General features: G+C 59.8%; 10 protein-coding genes. 3 read left to right on the plus strand and 7 right to left on the minus strand.

Features of this window, described 5'->3' with window-relative positions; translation table 11 throughout:
- Window positions 1–30: 30 nt before the first annotated feature.
- From AC1UK9_RS20770 to AC1UK9_RS20780, 3 genes are all read right to left on the minus strand, one after another.
- Window positions 31–1,377: an ATP-binding protein gene (locus AC1UK9_RS20770; RefSeq protein ID WP_025112941.1), complete on the minus strand. Its 1,347-nt coding sequence runs from the start codon at window positions 1,375–1,377 to the stop codon at window positions 31–33.
- Window positions 1,374–2,051, minus strand: coding sequence for a response regulator transcription factor (locus AC1UK9_RS20775; RefSeq protein ID WP_025112940.1), 678 nt, complete (start codon window positions 2,049–2,051; stop codon window positions 1,374–1,376). Before AC1UK9_RS20775 ends, AC1UK9_RS20770 begins: the two co-directional genes overlap by 4 nt.
- Window positions 2,052–2,219: 168 nt before the next feature.
- Window positions 2,220–2,825: a membrane protein gene (locus AC1UK9_RS20780; protein ID WP_025112939.1), complete on the minus strand. Its 606-nt coding sequence runs from the start codon at window positions 2,823–2,825 to the stop codon at window positions 2,220–2,222.
- A gap of 143 nt (window positions 2,826–2,968) precedes the next feature.
- On the opposite strand from AC1UK9_RS20780, the gene AC1UK9_RS20785 reads away from it, so the two are divergent.
- On the plus strand, window positions 2,969–3,760 hold the full coding sequence (locus AC1UK9_RS20785; protein WP_025112938.1) for a dienelactone hydrolase family protein: 792 nt from the start codon (window positions 2,969–2,971) through the stop codon (window positions 3,758–3,760).
- A gap of 144 nt (window positions 3,761–3,904) precedes the next feature.
- A complete protein-coding gene (locus tag AC1UK9_RS20790; RefSeq protein ID WP_482578398.1) occupies window positions 3,905–4,624 on the plus strand; it encodes a 4'-phosphopantetheinyl transferase family protein in 720 nt (239 codons plus the stop codon).
- A gap of 117 nt (window positions 4,625–4,741) precedes the next feature.
- Here the strand turns inward: AC1UK9_RS20790 and AC1UK9_RS20795 are convergent, their stop codons facing one another.
- Both AC1UK9_RS20795 and AC1UK9_RS20800 read right to left on the minus strand, forming a co-directional pair.
- Entirely contained in the window at window positions 4,742–6,352 is a 1,611-nt protein-coding gene (locus tag AC1UK9_RS20795) for an ATP-binding protein (RefSeq protein ID WP_025112936.1), read from the minus strand.
- Window positions 6,349–7,071: a response regulator gene (locus tag AC1UK9_RS20800; protein ID WP_102354197.1), complete on the minus strand. Its 723-nt coding sequence runs from the start codon at window positions 7,069–7,071 to the stop codon at window positions 6,349–6,351. Before AC1UK9_RS20800 ends, AC1UK9_RS20795 begins: the two co-directional genes overlap by 4 nt.
- Window positions 7,072–7,921: 850 nt before the next feature.
- Here AC1UK9_RS20800 and AC1UK9_RS20805 point away from each other — a divergent pair.
- Window positions 7,922–10,816, plus strand: coding sequence for a ribonucleoside-diphosphate reductase subunit alpha (locus tag AC1UK9_RS20805; RefSeq protein ID WP_482578399.1), 2,895 nt, complete (start codon window positions 7,922–7,924; stop codon window positions 10,814–10,816).
- 158 nt (window positions 10,817–10,974) lie between these two features.
- Here the strand turns inward: AC1UK9_RS20805 and AC1UK9_RS20810 are convergent, their stop codons facing one another.
- Together AC1UK9_RS20810 and flgE are read right to left on the minus strand one after the other, a co-directional pair.
- Window positions 10,975–16,119: a beta strand repeat-containing protein gene (locus AC1UK9_RS20810; RefSeq protein ID WP_482578400.1), complete on the minus strand. Its 5,145-nt coding sequence runs from the start codon at window positions 16,117–16,119 to the stop codon at window positions 10,975–10,977.
- A 601-nt stretch (window positions 16,120–16,720) separates the two neighbouring features.
- Entirely contained in the window at window positions 16,721–18,055 is a 1,335-nt protein-coding gene (flgE, locus tag AC1UK9_RS20815; protein ID WP_025112933.1) for a flagellar hook protein FlgE, read from the minus strand.
- Between the last annotated feature and the right edge of the window lie 30 nt (window positions 18,056–18,085).

An 18,085-nucleotide genomic window follows, 5' to 3' on the forward strand; every position in this document is an offset into this window, starting at 1 on the left:
TGCTCGCGAAGAGGCCGGCAAGACCTGCGACTAGACCGCAGGAAAATGAATCCTGAACGCCGCCCCGCCCATCGGCGAATCGCCCAGCGCCAGCTTGGCGTTGTAGCTCTCGATGATGTCCTTGACCACCGCCAGCCCAATCCCCTGCCCCGGGTGCTGACGATCCAGGCGTTCGCCGCGTTCCAGAATCCGCGCTCGCTGGTTCGGTGGCACGCCGGGGCCGTCGTCCTCGATGCACAACTCGATGCCGGCCAGGGTCTCGCGCACGCTGATGCGCACTTCGCCCAGACACAGGCGATAGGCGTTTTCCAGCAGGTTGCCCATCATCTCCAGCAGCGCGCCCTGCTCAATCGGCACATAGCATTGATCCGGCAGATCGAAGGCCACCCGCACGCGCTTGTCGCGGTAGACCTTGTCCAGCGTGTCGCACAGGCTTTTGAGCACCGGTTGCAGGCGCACCTGATGGCGCACCAGACCGCTTTTGCGCAGGCTGGCCCGTTGCAGTTGATAGCTGATCTGCTGGCTCATGCGCTCGATCTGGGTTTGCAGCACCCAGGCCTGATCGCGATCTTCGGGACGCTGGGCCATGTCTTCACTGACCCCTTGCAACACCGCCAGCGGGGTTTTCAGACTGTGCGCCAGGTCATCGAGTGAGTCACGGTAGCGGCTGCGCTGCTGACGCTCGCTGTGCAGCAAACGGTTGAGCGAACCGGTCAGGCGCAGCAGTTCGCGCGGGTGCTCTTCGGTGAGACTTTCGCGGGTGCCGCTTTCGATTTCGTCGAGCTCCTGACTGAGCCGGCGCAACGCCTTGAGGCCCCAGGTCAGGCCGATCCACAACAGCGCCAGCAGCACCAGCAACGCAGCGCCGAAGCCCAGGTAGAGATTGTCGCGCAGGCCTTCGAGGGTGTTTTCGTATTCGCGCACCGGTTGCAGGGCAACGATACTGAACGCTGCACTTTTGCCGCCCAGCAGTTTGACCTCGACGTCGTAGACGAAGAATTCCTGACCGTTGCTTTCGCGGATCCGCGCGAACTCGTTACCCATGCCGTCGTAGCGCGGCTTGTAGTTGATCTGCTCTTCCTGCGTGCCTTTCGACCGCCAGACCAGTTTGCCTTCGCGGTCGTAGATGTAGCCAAGCAAACGGTTGTCAGTCAGATTGAAACGCTCATCCGGCAATTGCGCCGGCATCATCAGGCGGCCGTTCTCGATGCGCGCTGCGGAGATCAGCGTGGTGACATCCGAGGCCAGCCGCTGCTCGATCGAATCCTGCAGCGCCAGGCTGAACGCCCCCTGCATGGCCGGCAGCAAGCCGAGCATGAACAACACCGCCAACGTGGTGGCGGCGAGCATCAAGCGAACACGAAGCGAACGAATCAAGTGCAGCGCTCATTGAACAGGTAGCCGAGACCGCGCACGGTGTCGATCGGCTTGAACCCGGCCGGGCCTTCCAGCTTGCGACGCAGGCGACCGACCAGCACTTCGATCACGTTCGGATCGCGCTCGTCGTCGTCGGGGTAGAGCTGCTCCATCAGGCGATCCTTGGGCACCACTTGCTGATGGTGGCGCATCAGGTATTCGAGGATGCGGTATTCGTAGGCCGTCAGTGCCAACGGTTCTTCATCCAGCGACGCCTGTTTGCGATTGAGGTCCAGCAGCAACGGGCCGGCAACGATGGTCGACTGGGTGAAACCGCTGGAACGGCGCAGCAAGGCGTTGAGTCGCGCATCGAGTTCTTCGAACTGGAACGGCTTGACCACGTAGTCGTCGGCACCGGCGGCGAGGCCTTCGACCTTGTCCTGCCAGTTGCCGCGCGCGGTGAGGATCAGGATCGGAAACGTCTTGCCGCTCGAGCGCAACTGCCGGATCAGATCCAGACCGCCCATGCCCGGCAGGCCGAGATCGATCACCGCCAGATCGAAGTTGAACTGGCCGGTCTGGTACAACGCCTCTTCGGCATTGGCCACGGACTCGACCACGTGACCGCTCTCCGTCAGGCGGGTTTGCAGGTGATGGCGCAGCAGCGCTTCATCTTCGACGACCAACAGTTTCATAACGCTCTCCCGGGTAAATCGATAACGCCAACAACACACCTGTGGGAGCGAGCCTGCTCGCGAAAGCGGTGGTTCAGTCAACGTAGATGTCGACTGAACCATCACCTTCGCGAGCAAGCCCGCTCCCACCCTGATTTCGCCTGGCACTTGCCCTAGCGAATCGCTTTTCTAGAAAGCGTAGTTGGCCGACAGGTAAGTCTGGGCGCTGCTGGTCAAATCCAGCGAGCCTTGTTTGCTGCCGCCGCGTTCTTTCATTTCAGTGCTGGCGTTGCTCATCAGGTAACGGTAACCGAGTTCGACCGAAACGTTTTGCGCCACTTGCTGCAGCACACCGAGTTGACCGCCGACGGCGTAACCGATGTCGCTGTCACGGCTGTAGCCTGGCGACTCCTGAGTCAATTTGGTCAAACCGGCCGTTGCGCCCCCGAACAGTCTGGTGCTGCCGCCCACTGGGTAGAACAGATCGTAGCTGCCCAGCAGGTTTTCCTGGCGCAGTTTAATGCCATTGTGCGAACCGGACACGTTGTCGTAGGTGGCGTAGTAGCGACCTTGCGAATTTTGCTGCCCCAGGCGCACGCCGTAGGTGTTGTTGCCATCGATCGCGCCGCTGGCGTCCGGGTGGCCGAGGTTGTCGTTCAGCGCATGGGATTTTTTGACCTTGTCACTGGTCTGGCCGAACGTCAGGCCGGCGAAGTTGGTGGTGTCATCGGCATGTGCCGCAATGCTGGAGCCCAACAAGGTGAAAGCCAGCAGCAGTTTGTTCAGACGAGTCATCGAGTTTCCTCTTTCTCAGTGCTGTTTGGGTATGGCGCAAGGTTACTGACCTGCCCCTGTACCTCCCCTGAACACTCTCTGAACCTGCGCTGAATCAAATCGACTAGGCTGTCCTGACCACTTTTCAAACAAGGAGACCGACCATGCGCCTGTTCCTCGCCCTCGCCCTGCTCGCTGCCAGCAGCCTGGCCAACGCCGCGATCAAGACTCAGGAGATTCCCTACCAGAGCGCCGACGGCACAAAACTGATCGGCTACTACGCCTACGACGACGCGATCAAGGGCCAGCGCCCGGGCGTGGTGGTGGTGCACGAGTGGTGGGGCCTGAACGATTACGCCAAGCGTCGCGCCCGCGACCTCGCCGAACTGGGCTACAGCGCGCTGGCGATCGACATGTACGGCGAAGGCAAGAACACCGAGCACCCGAAAGATGCGATGGCGTTCATGCAGGCTGCGACCAAGGATGCCGCCGCGTCGAGCAAGCGCTTCGAGGCCGGACTGAACCTGCTGAAAAAGCAGCCGCAGACCGACGTGAATAAAATCGCAGCCATCGGCTACTGCTTCGGCGGTGGCGTGGTGCTCAACGCGGCGCGTCAAGGCGAGCCGCTGGCGGGCGTGGTCAGTTTCCATGGCGCACTGGCGACCACCACCCCGGCCACGCCCGGCAGTGTGAAGGCGAAGATTCTGGTCGAGCACGGCGCACTGGACAGCATGGTCACCGCTGACAACGTCACCGCGTTCAAGAGTGAAATGGACAAGGCCGGCGCCGACTACAAATTCGTCAGCCTCGACGGCGCCAAGCACGGCTTCACCAATCCCGACGCCGATCGCTTGAGCCACGGCGATCACGGTGGCCCGGATATCGGTTACAACAAGGCCGCCGATGAAAAATCCTGGGCAGACATGAAGGCGTTCTTCCAGAAGATCTTTGGCTGATGGATTGCGGCGCGGCCTTCGCGAGCAGGCTCGCTCCCACAAGGGATTTGTGATCGGCGCAGATTCAATGTGGGAACGAGCCTGCTTGCGAAAGCCGCACCGCCGATCTCGACCTTGCCCCTGTGAACCGGCAAAATGCCCGCCATGAACTCCACCCTCCCCAGCTGCTGCACCCCCCTCGACGCCCACTGGCCGTTGCCAAACGTGCTGTCCGACACAGTTCTGCTAAGCACCCGTTTCGACCCGAAACAACTGCTGGGCGATGATTTCCAGCGCAGCGCCATCGAGCCGCCGCCGAGCATTCAGCGCTCGGTGGCCAAGCGTCAGGCCGAGTTTCTCGCCGGGCGGATCTGCGCCCGGGCCGCGCTGCAGCAGCTCGAAGGCTCAAGCGTGATCCCGGCGATTGGCGAAGACCGCGCGCCGGTCTGGCCGGCGCACATCTGCGGCTCGATCACCCACAGCACCGGGCGCGCGGCAGCGATTGTCGCCAACAAACAGCACTGGCGCGGCCTGGGCATGGACCTGGAAAACCTGCTCGACAGCGACCGCGCCGAACGGCTGGCCGGAGAGATCCTGACCCCCGCGGAACTGCAGCGCATGGCCGCCGGTTCGCGCGAGCTTCTGGGCTTGTGGGTGACGCTGACGTTTTCGGTGAAAGAGAGCCTGTTCAAGGCGCTGTATCCGATCGTGCAAAAGCGCTTCTACTTCGAGCACGCCGAGGTACTGGAGTGGACGCAGCAGGGTCAGGTGCGTTTGCGGCTGTTGACCGATCTGTCCGGTGAGTGGCGCCATGGCACCGAACTGGAGGCGCAATTTGGTGTGCAGGACGGGCAGTTGTTGAGTCTGGTGAGCATTCCTGCCTGAAGATTTGCGGTGCCTGAGAGGGCCCCTTCGCGAGCAAGCCCGCTCCCACACGTTGAAATGCACTCCCCTGTGGGAGCGAGCCTGCTCGCGAAGGCGCCAGACCTGCTCACACAAAGCTCAGCGGCGTTCCTGATTCCTCGGCCAGCTCAAGCTGAAGCAAGCCCCACCCAGACTCTTGCTCTTGTTGATCAGCGCCCGGCCGTCATGCCAGTGAATGATCCGCCGCACAATCGACAGCCCCAGACCATGCCCGCCTGACGCCCGCGTGCGGCTGTCATCCAGACGCAGAAACGGGGTGAAGATGCGCTCCCACGCCGACTCCGGCACACCCGGCCCGTCATCCTCGACGTCGACCCGGCAGCGCAACTGCCCGACCTGATAGCTCACCGTGACCTTCGAGCGCGCATGGCGCATCGCGTTGCTCACCAGGTTCTGCAACGCCCGGTGCAGGAAGCGCGGTTCGGCCTCGACCCAGGCGCCGTCGTTGTCCGCCGCAGACAGACACAACCCACGCTGCACCGTGACCTCGGCGCGCAACGGCGCCAGCTCTTCGATCACCTGATTGACCAGTGCATCAAGATCGATGCGTTGAAAGGTCAGCGCCGGGGAACCCTGCTCCAGTCGCGCGTAGGTCAACATCTCGTCGACCAGTTTATCGAGGTCTTCGATGTCGTGGTCCATGCCCTCACGGTACTTTTCCAGCGCCTGCGCAGTGGTCGCCGAGCCGATCATCTCCAGCCCGAAACGCAGGCGCGCCACTGGCGTACGCAGTTCATGGGACACCGCACGCACCAGTTCACGCTGGATGGCCAGCAACTGCTGCAAGTGCTCGGCCATGCCGTTGAATGCTGACGCCAGGCGCCCCACCGAGTCCGCGCCGCGGGCCGGCACGCGGGTTTCCAGGCTGCCCTTGGCAATGCGCGTGGCCGCTGCTTCAAGGCCGCGCAAACGCCGTTCGAGCTGACGCACCAGCAGATAAACGATCAGACCGATCAGGCTCAGACCGAGGGCGGCGATCAGTACCAACCATTGCGGCGGGTAGGGATTCATCTGATACAGCGGGCCGATCTCCAGCACCCACGGTGTACCGACCATGCCGGCAAACACCCGGATCGAGTCCCCCCCCTTGCCCAGCGCCATCACCGTATCGCCCTCGGACACCCGACGGCTCTGGTCTTCGTCCATGTCGGCCTCGTCCACCGTGACCAGGCGCAGGTCGAAACCGAAACCCTTCTCTTCCTTTAACTGCGCCAGCCGCCTGGGCTGTTCGCCGACCGGCACGCGCACCAGCTCATCGGCCAGCAGGTAAATAGTCGCCCGCGCCAATTGCTCGCTGATCTGCTGCACGTCACCGGTGAGCACCAATTGTTCTTTATCGCTGACCAGCCGATAGACCCGCGCCGCGTGCGGACCGGTCTGCTCCACCAGTGCCTGGCCGCGCTGCACACGGGTGCGCTGGGACAGATCGAGACCGGTCTCGGAAAACGTCTTCAGTGCCAGTGGAATCCCCAGCAGACGCTCCCACACCAGCAGCGCCCGATGACGTTCGGTTTCGTTCATCGGTTGCAGGTTGTCGGCCATCAGCGAGAACGTGCCGTGGGCCAGGCGCTCGCGGTACTGCTCGCTGCGCACCTGATTGAGCAGGTGCAGCGCCAGCACGCCGAGCACCGCCACCAGAATCAGCGCCGCGCACATGCCGCCGTAGATGCGCAGGAAGATCGAGTTCACAGGGCAAGATCCACGCAGGCTTCAGGAACGAACAGGTAGCCTTTGCTGCGGATGGTCTTGATCAGTCGTGGGTGGTCGGGGTCGTCGCCGATTTTCGGGCGAATCCGCGAGATGCGTACATCAATCGAACGGTCCTGGCCGTCGTAGCCGATGCCGCGCAACGCGGTGAAGATCTCTTCGCGAGACAGGATCCGCCCGGCATTCGATACCAGCAGCCAGAGCAGGTCGAACTCGGCGCTGGTCAGTTCGATACCGCTGTCGCTGAGCCAGGCTTCGCGCAAGGCGTTGTCCACCACCAGCGGGCCGAACTGCAGGCGACGGCTTTTTTCCGCAAGGGGTTCGGCTGTGTCACTGCGTCGCAGCAAGGCCTGAATCCGCGCCAACAGCAGCCGTGGACGCACCGGTTTGCACACGTAATCGTCGGCGCCGAGGTCCAGCCCCTGGATCTGGTCGGCATCGTCAGTGCGTGCGGTGAGCATCAGGATGGGCCCGTCGTAACGGTCGCGGACCTTGCGGCAAATACTCAGACCGTCTTCACCGGGCAGCATCAGGTCGAGGATCACCAGGTCCGGCTGTTCCTTGATGATCCGCGCCGCCGCCAGCGCGCCGTTGCCCTCGATCTCCACGCGCAATCCATTGGCTTGCAGGTATTCGCGGGTGAGTTCGGCCAGACGCTGGTCGTCCTCGACTATCAATACCTGCCACGCTTCTTGCTCCACCGGTGACCTCTGCTTGCTGTTTTTATTAATAAGGAAGAACGCTCGGCCTGACTCGATTCCCGTGTGGGAGCGGGCTTGCTCGCGAAGACGGCGGCATGTTCAACATCGATGCTGCCTGACACAACGCATTCGCGAGCAAGCCCGCTCCCACAATCCTCCCGTCTTTTTGTCATCTTTTGGGAGGATAAGAATGGCGAGACACCGCTCGATTGTATAAACGGCGTACAGCCAGAACACAAGTCGCCAAATGCGTTCGGACAAGGCGGTTTTTTGTGGTAGGGTTCGCGCCCTTAAAAATCCGCTGAAGCGTTTTTCCCGAGTGAAAAACAGTGACAAACGGTCTAGCTCAGCAGGTTCGCGGCCTACACGCCAATTCCCCGTTTCACACACAATTTACGCACAGGTTTATCCACAGGTAGTACGTTGCAATCCCCCACCAAAACGCATTATCTTGTAGCCCGGGCGTAAAAAAACCCTACATGTAGGGTTTGACCCTAAAAAACCAAACACAAACCGGACAGTGAATTCAAGGCTTTTTATTGCCATTGTCGGGTTGAACCAAACGTATTTTCAGAAGCCCAAACCGCGCCTGCGGATGGCTACCGTTTTTCAGTCGACCACGACGATAACGGTACGGGTGTTGCAGTGACGAACCTGCCCCCGAAAGGAATGCGGTTTCACGCGTATCGCGCGAACCGAAGACTTCGGCATGGAAGCGGCGCCCACAAGGCCCCCTTCCTGAACTGTCCCGAAGTCGTTATGCCCGGCGCGTGCCGGTTGTAGTGCTTCAGGACGGAACGGTGGGCACCTTGATGGTGCCCAAACAAACATAGAGAACGTGGAGACACCCATGCAAACCGACACAACTCGCGAGAACCCGCAGGGCACCTTGCCGCAGGCCGCCGATTCGAATTCGGATCTGGCCACCACCGCGCCTGGTCAACTGCGCGTGATCAAGCGTAATGGCACTGTCGTTCCTTACACCGATGACAAGATCACCGTCGCTATCACCAAAGCGTTTCTCGCAGTTGAGGGCGGCACTGCTGCCGCTTCGTCGCGAATCCACGACACCGTTGCCCGCCTGACCGAACAAGTCACCGCGACCTTCAAGCGTCGCATGCCTTCGGGCGGCACCATCCACATCGAAGAAATCCAGGACCAGGTCGAACTGGCCCTGATGCGTGCCGGCGAGCAGAAAGTTGCCCGCGACTACGTGATCTACCGCGACGGTCGCTCGAAAGAACGTGCTGCCCACGCCCCGGTCGAAGAAGCAGTCAACGCGCACCCGTCGATCCGCATCACCCGTGCCGACGGCAGCCTCGCGCCGCTGGACATGGGCCGCCTGAACACCATCGTCACCGAAGCCTGCGAAGGCCTGGCTGAAGTCGACGGCGACCTGATCCAGCGCGAAACCCTGAAAAACCTGTACGACGGCGTGGCCCTGACCGACGTCAACACCGCGCTGGTGATGACCGCTCGCACCCTGGTTGAACGTGAGCCGAACTACTCGTTCGTCACCGCCCGCCTGCTGATGGACACCCTGCGCGCCGAAGGCCTGGGCTTCCTCGAAGTGGCCGAAAGCGCCACTCACCACGAAATGGCCGACCTGTACGCCAAGGCACTGCCGGCCTACGTCGCCAAAGGTATCGAGTTCGAACTGCTGAACCCTGTGCTGGCCACCTTCGACCTGGAAAAACTGGGCAAGGCGATCAACCACGAGCGCGATCAGCAATTCACCTACCTGGGCCTGCAGACCCTGTACGACCGTTACTTCATCCACAAGGATGGCGTGCGTTTCGAACTGCCGCAGATCTTCTTCATGCGCGTGGCCATGGGCCTGGCGATCGAAGAGAAGAACAAGGAAGAGCGTGCGATCGAGTTCTACAACCTGTTGTCGTCCTTCGACTACATGGCGTCGACTCCGACCCTGTTCAACGCCGGCACCCTGCGTCCACAACTGTCGAGCTGCTACCTGACCACCGTTCCGGATGACCTGTCGGGCATCTACCACGCGATCCACGACAACGCCATGTTGTCCAAATTCGCTGGCGGCCTGGGCAACGACTGGACGCCTGTGCGCGCTCTGGGTTCGTACATCAAGGGCACCAACGGCAAATCCCAAGGCGTGGTTCCGTTCCTCAAAGTAGTGAACGACACCGCTGTAGCCGTTAACCAGGGTGGCAAGCGCAAGGGCGCTGTGTGTGCCTACCTGGAAACCTGGCACATGGACATCGAAGAGTTCATCGAGCTGCGCAAGAACACCGGTGATGATCGTCGTCGTACCCACGACATGAACACCGCCAACTGGATCCCTGACCTGTTCATGAAGCGCGTCTTCGATGACGGCAAGTGGACCCTGTTCTCGCCATCCGAAGTACCGGACCTGCACGACCTGACCGGTAAAGCCTTCGAAGAGCGCTACGAGTACTACGAAGCCCTGACCGAATACCCGGGCAAGGTCAAGCTGTTCAAGACCATCCAGGCCAAAGACCTGTGGCGCAAAATGCTCTCCATGCTGTTTGAAACCGGCCACCCATGGCTGACTTTCAAAGACCCGTGCAACCTGCGCAGCCCGCAGCAGCACGTCGGCGTGGTTCACAGCTCGAACCTGTGCACCGAGATCACCTTGAACACCAACAAGGACGAGATCGCCGTTTGCAACCTGGGTTCGATCAACCTGCCGAACCACATCGTCGACGGCAAGCTGGACACCGCCAAGCTGCAACGCACCGTGAACACCGCCGTGCGCATGCTCGATAACGTGATCGACATCAACTACTACTCGGTGCCGCAAGCGAAGAACTCCAACTTCAAGCACCGTCCGGTCGGTCTGGGCATCATGGGCTTCCAGGACGCCTTGTACCTGCAGCACATTCCTTACGGTTCCGACGCTGCCGTCGAGTTCGCCGACAAGTCGATGGAAGCGGTCAGCTACTATGCGATCCAGGCTTCCTGCGACCTGGCTGACGAGCGCGGCGCGTACGAGACGTTCAAAGGCTCGCTGTGGTCCAAAGGCATTCTGCCGCTGGATTCGCAACAGATCCTGATCGAGGCTCGTGGCCAGAAGTACATCGACGTTGACCTGAACGAAACCCTGGACTGGGCACCGGTTCGCGCCCGTGTACAGAAAGGCATTCGTAACTCCAACATCATGGCCATCGCTCCGACCGCCACCATCGCCAACATCACTGGCGTCTCGCAGTCGATCGAACCGACCTACCAAAACCTGTATGTGAAATCGAACCTGTCGGGCGAATTCACCGTGATCAACCCGTACCTGGTTCGCGACCTCAAGGCTCGCGGCCTGTGGGACTCGGTCATGATCAACGACCTGAAGTACTACGATGGTTCGGTTCAACAGATCGAGCGCATCCCGCAGGAACTCAAAGAGCTCTACGCGACCGCGTTCGAAGTGGACACCAAGTGGATCGTTGACGCCGCCAGCCGCCGTCAGAAGTGGATCGACCAGGCCCAGTCGCTGAACCTGTACATCGCCGGCGCATCGGGCAAGAAGCTCGACGTGACCTACCGCATGGCCTGGTACCGTGGCCTGAAAACCACTTACTACCTCCGTGCCCTGGCCGCGACCAGCACCGAGAAGTCGACCATCAACACCGGCAAGCTGAACGCTGTTTCCAGCGGCGGCAACCACGGCGACGATTCGGTTCTGGCTGCGCCTGCCGGTCCGGCGCCAGTGCCAAAGGCTTGCGCGATCGACGAGCCGGATTGCGAAGCTTGCCAATAAGCTGAGCTGAATCAGGCGTTGCGAGACGCCTGATACATTCCAGGCAAAAGAAAACCCCCGACAGACTTCTGGTTTGTCGGGGGTTTTTCTTTTGCTCCGTCAAAAAACAGCGAAACCCGGTGACAGGCTTCGCCGTTAATTATTAAGGCAAGCTAACTTCAGACCATAAACGACCCGGCCATTGCCTGCCCCACAACCGGAATGGTGAACGTCTCACCATTGGCTGTAGCAAAGGTTTCGATGGTGTTTGAACCCGCATACCAGTCAGCAAGAATCACTGCGTTGTTCTGCTTGCCCGCATTCCACTCCACGGCGTTGAAGATGTAGGCATTGGTACCGTCGGTCTTGATGATCACATCCGCATACGACTTGATATTCGTCAGCTCGACTTTATCGCCACCCTGAAGGCCATCATCCTTGATCATCACATTGGTCGAGGAATACACCTTGTAGGTATCGCTGCCTTCACCCCCGTAGGCGAAACCACCGCCGAGCATAATCAACGTGTCGGAACCGGCGCCGCCAAACAGCTGATACTCAGGCCCCGTACCTACCAGCGAATCACTGCCGTCATCACCGTATGCGGTACCGGCGTACACGGTGATGTCGTCGTTACCGGCATCGCCATGCAGAACACTGCCGACATCGTTGTTGGCGCTGAACATGCTGTCGTTGCCATTGCCGCCAAACAGCTGATCCGCCTCGGCCGGGCCGCTGCGATCCGGACCATTGATGGCATAGGGCTCGTAGTTGCCGCCGTAAATCGAGTCGTTGCCATCTCCGCCATAGACCAGGTCATTACCTTGGCCGCCATAGAGAACGTTCCAGCCGGCGTTACCGGTCAGCGTGTCATTGAATGACGAGCCGTGCAGCCCTTCGATATTGACCAGTACATCACCGCTCGCATCGCCTCCAGTGACCGTATTGGCCAGCAGGTTGATTTGCACCGCCGCCGAGCTGCCGATGTACCAGGCTTCGTCGGAAACACCCGCACCGCCATCGATAAAATCAGCGCCCTTGCCACCAATGAACGTCTCGGAGCCGGCGCCGCCGATCAACGTATCGTTGAACGCAGTACCTTCCCAGTTTTCGATGTTGGTGTAAGTGTCGCCCGCTGCGGCACCGGTCAGTGGCTGAGTGAGATCGAGGGTGATGGCCGAGCTTTCAAAGGCAAAGCTGACCGTGTCGCGCCCAAATGCTCCGTCGAAATTGTTGACCTGATCGTTACCGATGAACGTGTCGTCGCGTCCCGAGCCGACGAACTTCTCGATGCTCTGGAAGGTATCGCCCTTGGCAATCGCGGTGTGCTCACCCGTCTTGAGATTGATGACCACCCCCACCGGTCCAATGTCGTTATAGCTGACAGTATCGAAACCCTCGCCACCGATGAACGTGTCGCCGCCATCGCCGCCCATCAATATGTCATCCCCGGCACCGCCCGTGATGACGTTATCCAGCGCATTGCCTCGCGCCTGGAACATCCCGGTACCGGTAAAGGTCAAGCGCTCGATCCCGGCATTCATGAGGTAGTAGGACTGATTGGTGCGCACTTCATCATTGCCGCCGCCAGCCAGTTCGATGATCGCGCCATAGTTTGCATTGTTGAGGACGTAAACATCGTCGCCCATGCCGCCTTGCACGGTGAAACCGGTCGAGTTGGCATTGGCGATGAAGACGTCGTTGTAGGCCGAGCCGATGATGTTCTCGATACCATAAAAGCTGTCGCCCTCGGCATCGCCACCAGTGCCCGTGCCAGAGCCGACACCAGAAGCCCCCAACGTCAGTGTCACGGCCTGGGCGGATTGCGAGTAATCCGCCACATCAACGCCAGTACCACCATCGAACTTGTCCGCGCCAGCGCCGGCGATAAACGTATCGGCGTACTGCGTGCCGCGAATCAGTTCGATATCAGTGTAGGTATCACCTGCCGCGATGCCGCTGTATACGCCCGTCTTGAAATTGAGCGTAACCGCCACAGTGCTGTCGTCATAACTGACGGTGTCAGTTCCGGCACCACCGAAAAAGCTGTCCGCGCCTGCGCCGCCCATCAAAGTATCGTTGCCCACGCCACCGGTAATGATGTTGTCGCTGGCATTGCCGCGACCGGTGAAGTTGCCAGTACCGGTGTAAGTCAGACGCTCGACGTTGTTGTGCAGCCCCATGCTGAGCTGGTTGGTACGCACTTCGTCGTCGCCGCCACCCTGCGCTTCGACAATCACCGCCGATGCACCGGTGTTGACGATGTAGACGTCGTTGCCCGCGCCTCCCTGCAAGGTGAAGGAGCCGGACGTCGAGGAGTTGAACACATCGTCATACGCCGAACCGATCACCTTCTCGATACCCGAGAACGAATCGCCTTCGGCATCACCACCGGCTCCGGTGCCGCTTCCGGAGACCAGCGTGAGGTTGATGGCAGCGCCAGATTGCGAGTAGTCGACGACGTCCATGTTGTCCGCCCCCGTTGTACCGCCATCGAACTTGTCGACACCAACACCGGCCAGGAACGTGTCACTGTATTTGGAGCCGCGAATGACTTCGATGCCATCAAAGGTATCGCCCGCGGCAATGCCCGTGTGAACACCGGTTTTCTGGTTGATGGTCACGCCCACAGCGGAATCGTCGTAGGAGACAGTATCGATCCCCGCACCACCGATGAAGACATCGGCGCCCGCCCCTCCCATCAACAGGTCATTGCCAATGCCACCGGTGATGATGTTGTTGCCAGCATTGCCTGTACCGGTGAAGTTGCCGGTGCCGGTATAGGTCAGGCGTTCGACTTCGGCACTCAAGGTCATGGTAGTCAGCGAGGTGCGAATTTCGTCATCACCACCCCCCGCCAGTTCGATTATCGACTGATTGGGCGAGCCGTTGATGATGTACAGATCGTTCCCCGCCCCGCCCTCGAACAGGGAAGCTGCGGAGCCAGTGGTGAATACATCGTTCTGTGCCGAACCGACGATTTTCTCGATGTTGGTAAACGTATCGCCCTGCGCGTCACCACCCTGACCGCTGCCAGTGCCGAGCGTGGTAAGGGTGATGTTCACCGCCTGCGTCGACAACGAATAATCGACGGTATCGACACCACCTGTCGTGCCGCCATCAAAGATGTTGGCCTCCGTGCCACTGAAGAACGTGTCACCGTTCTTGCTGCCACGAATGATTTCGATACCGGAGAAGGTATCGCCTGCGGCGAAGCCGGTGTGCACACCGGTTTTCAGGTTGACCGTGACACCCGCTGCGAGGCTGTCCTCATAGCTGGCAGTGTCGATGCCGGCGCCACCAATCAATTGGTCGGCACCTGCACCGCCGCTCAGCACATCGTTGCCAGCGCCGCCAGTGATGATGTTGTTGCCCGCGTTGCCAGTACCGGTGAAGTTGCCGGTGCCGGTATACGTCAAGCGCTCGACTTCACCGCTCATCCCCATGCTGGTCTGATTGGTACGGATTTCATCGTCGCCGCCACCAACGGCTTCACCGATGCCACCTGCCCAAGGGCCATTGATGATATAGACGTCGTTGCCGGCGCCACCAATGACGCTGGTGCTGCCAGAGTTCAGGGTAAAGACATCATCGAATGCCGTACCGGTGACCAGGTCCATGTTGCTGAATGTGTCACCCTGCGCATCGCCGCCAAGACCGGTACCGTTGACACCTGTCAACGTCAGGTTGATTGCCTGCTCGGAGCTGGCGTAACTCAAGGTGTCGTAGCCAATCACACCATCAAACGAGTTGGCCGAGGCATCGGCGACAAAGCTGTCGGTGTAGCTGGTACCACGAAACGCCTCGATACCGACGAACGTATCGCCCGCCGCCAGACCGGTGTGAACCCCGGTTTTCAGGTTGATCGTCACGCCAATGCCCTGGTTGGCGTCTTCGTAGCTGGCCGTGTCAAAACCTGCGCCGCCAATCAACTGGTCAGCACCTGCACCACCGATCAGCACGTCATTACCGACGCCGCCAGTGATGATGTTGTTACCCGCGTTGCCAGTACCGCTGAAGTTACCGGTGCCGGTATACGTCAGGCGCTCGATTTCGCCAGGCATGGACACTTTGGGCTGGTTGGTACGGATTTCATCGTCACCGCCACCAACGGCTTCACCGATGCCACCTGCCCAGGGGCCATTGAGGATATAGACGTCGTTGCCGGCGCCACCACTGACGCTGGTGCTGCCAGAGTTCAGGGTAAAGACATCATCGAATGCCGTACCGGTGACCAGGTCCATGTTGCTGAATGTATCACCCTGCGCATCGCCGCCCAGACCGGTGCCGTTGGCGCCCGTCAATGTCAGGTTGATTGCCTGCTCGGAGGTGGCGTAACTCAAGGTGTCGTAGCCAATCACACCATCAAACGAGTTGGCCGAGGCATCGGCGACAAAGCTGTCGGTGTAGCTGGTACCACGAAACGCCTCGATACCGACGAACGTATCGCCCGCCGCCAGACCAGTGTGAACCCCGGTTTTCAGGTTGATCGTCACGCCGATGCCCTGGTTGGCGTCTTCGTAGCTGGCCGTGTCAAAACCTGCGCCGCCAATCAACTGGTCAGCACCTGCACCACCGATCAGCACGTCATTACCGACGCCGCCGGTGATGATGTTGTTACCCGCGTTGCCAGTACCGCTGAAGTTACCGGTGCCGGTATACGTCAGGCGCTCGATTTCGCCAAGCATGGACACTTTGGGCTGGTTGGTACGGATTTCATCGTCACCGCCGCCAACGGCTTCACCGATACCACCTGCCCAGGGACCATTGAGGATATAGACGTCGTTGCCGGCGCCACCACTGACGCTGGTGCTGCCAGAGTTCAGGGTATAGACATCATCGAATGCCGTACCGATAACCAGGTCCATGTTGCTGAATGTATCACCCTGCGCATCACCGCCCAGACCGGTGCCGTTGGCGCCCGTCAATGTCAGGTTGATTGCCTGCTCGGAGGTGGCGTAACTCAAGGTGTCGTAGCCAATCACACCATCAAACGAGTTGGCCGAGGCATCGGCGACAAAGCTGTCGGTGTAGCTGGTACCACGAAACGCCTCGATACCGACGAACGTATCACCCGCCGCCAGACCAGTGTGAACCCCGGTTTTCAGGTTGATCGTCACGCCGATGCCCTGGTTGGCGTCTTCGTAGCTGGCCGTGTCAAAACCTGCGCCGCCATTGAGCTGATCAGCCCCTTCGCCGCCGATGAGAAGGTCGTTGCCATCCCCACCATTCAACACATCATCACCTGCCAAACCACGTATCTGGTCATCGCCGGCGGTACCTGCCAGCGTATCTGCACCATTGGACCCGTAAATTACCGCCATTACATCTTCCTTGTGTGAGTGTGTTTGTGTTGGAAACTGCGTTGAATTGCCCGGTGCTACGGGGGGTCACCCTCTCTTGTGCACGCAAGGCCTGGTTGCGAAAAGGCTTGAGCATCGCGAAAAATCCGACGGATTTGCGCTGGGTCGGTCATGCGCGACACGGTCAGGGAAATCACCGCGCACGACGGCGACGCCATGGTTGCGGCGTGCAGCCGGCAACAGGAGAAATGGTTTCAATTGGCTTGAATGAGGCATCACCGACAGGAAAATCAGCGATGTCCGGACAGTGCGGGGGTATAGAGCCAGACCGGCGACGTAAGGTATTGGCACCGCGGCGGGCGCACTGACGGCTTTATGACTGTTCAACGTGTCGCATCCCTGATGACTAATGACGGCTTCCGAGCCACCGAACCCTGAGCCCGGCTTGAAAATATGCGCTGCGAATGAAAGTTTGACGCGCGCCACCACTGCTCCGCGAGAGTGCAAGTTCCGCACCACAGCGACCGACGAACGGTAGAAAACTGAACACACGTCCCAAATAACGCGCATAAAAAAACCGACGCCCTGGGGCGTCGGTTTTCAGCGCAGCGATCAGATCACATCAGGTCATCTGAATGATGGTCTGCATGATGGTGCTCTGAGTGGAGATTGTCTTGGCGTTTGCCTGATAGTTGCTCTGGCCCTTGATCAGGTCTACCAGCTCATTGGTCAGGTTAACGTTGGACTCTTCCAGCGAGTTGGACGAGATCGAACCCAAAGTACCGGTTTCCGGCGCATCGTAACCTGGAATACCCGACGCGAACGTCTCTTTCCAGCTGGTACCACCGATAGCCTGCAGGCCTTGTTCGTTGGTGAAGCTGGCCAGCGCAACCTGGCCGATGGCCTTGTTCTGATTGTTGCTGAAGTTGGCGAACAAGGTACCGGTACCGTCGATGCTCAGGTTGGTGATCTGGCCAGTGGCATAACCGTCCTGAGTCGGGATGGTGCGCGTGGTATCAGCATTGTATTGAGTGGTCAGGGCCATGGAAATGGTCACACCATTGGTGTTTGCCGATGCGCCGTTAGGCGTAAAGACACCGTTGGTCACTGTGCCTGGCTTCCAGTTTTTCAGGGTCAGGTCACTGCTGATCGTCGGAGTGCCCGGAGTCGCCGGATTAGGTGTGCTGATCTGAGTCAGTTTGCCTGCGGAGTCAAAGGTCATGGTGGACGCCACCGGCGGGGTGGTTTTCGGATCGCTACCGGTAGCATCCGGGTTGCGCCCGTCTACCAGGGTGTAAACCTTCCAGGTGTTTTGACCCGTCTTCACAAAGTACTGATCCATGACGTGCGAGTTGCCCTGAGTGTCATAGATCGGGGTGCTGAACGACTTGGTGTAAGTTGCCAGCGTGTTTGGATCGAATACCACGGCGTTGGCGCCGGTATCGTTGATCACCGGGGCCGACGAGTTGAGGTTGATGCTCGACGTCACCGTCGAACTCGACTTCGGTGCCAGGTTCGAGGTGTCGATCTTCAGGTCAGTCAGCACGCCGTTGATGATCTTGCCGTTGGCATCCACACCGTAACCCTGCAGACGCGAGGTGTAGTCGGTGTTGGTGATGAAACCTTTATCGTCGACCTTGAACGTACCGGCACGGGTGTAGGAGATCGAGCCATTGTTGCTCATGGTGAAGAAGCCGGAACCGTTGATGCCCATGTCCAGCACGTTACCGGTGTTGCTGATGTCACCCTGGGTGAATTGCTGCGAAACGTTGGCCAGGCGCACGCCATTGCCGATCACTTTGCTGCCAGTACCCAAGCGAGTTGCCGAATAAACGTCTTCGAATTCCGCACGGGACGATTTGAAACCGGCGGTCGCGACGTTGGCGATGTTGTTACCGGTCACGTCCAGTTGTTTGTTGGCTGCATAGAGACCGCTAAGGCCGATATTGAAAGACATATTCCACTCCTTTGTGCCGGTTAGTCGGCT

This window comes from Pseudomonas sp. AK-TSAG1-1 (assembly GCF_056821665.1).

What these genes read in the sequence shown, in the direction of transcription:
- AC1UK9_RS20775 (WP_025112940.1), bottom strand. Translation starts at nt 2,051, where the DNA reads ATGAAACTGTTGGTCGTCGAAGATGAAGCGCTGCTGCGCCATCACCTG.
- AC1UK9_RS20780 (WP_025112939.1), bottom strand. Translation starts at nt 2,825, where the DNA reads ATGACTCGTCTGAACAAACTGCTGCTGGCTTTCACCTTGTTGGGCTCC.
- AC1UK9_RS20785 (WP_025112938.1), top strand. Translation starts at nt 2,969, where the DNA reads ATGCGCCTGTTCCTCGCCCTCGCCCTGCTCGCTGCCAGCAGCCTGGCC.
- AC1UK9_RS20790 (WP_482578398.1), top strand. Translation starts at nt 3,905, where the DNA reads ATGAACTCCACCCTCCCCAGCTGCTGCACCCCCCTCGACGCCCACTGG.
- AC1UK9_RS20805 (WP_482578399.1), top strand. Translation starts at nt 7,922, where the DNA reads ATGCAAACCGACACAACTCGCGAGAACCCGCAGGGCACCTTGCCGCAG.
- AC1UK9_RS20810 (WP_482578400.1), bottom strand. Translation starts at nt 16,119, where the DNA reads ATGGCGGTAATTTACGGGTCCAATGGTGCAGATACGCTGGCAGGTACC.
- flgE (WP_025112933.1), bottom strand. Translation starts at nt 18,055, where the DNA reads ATGTCTTTCAATATCGGCCTTAGCGGTCTCTATGCAGCCAACAAACAA.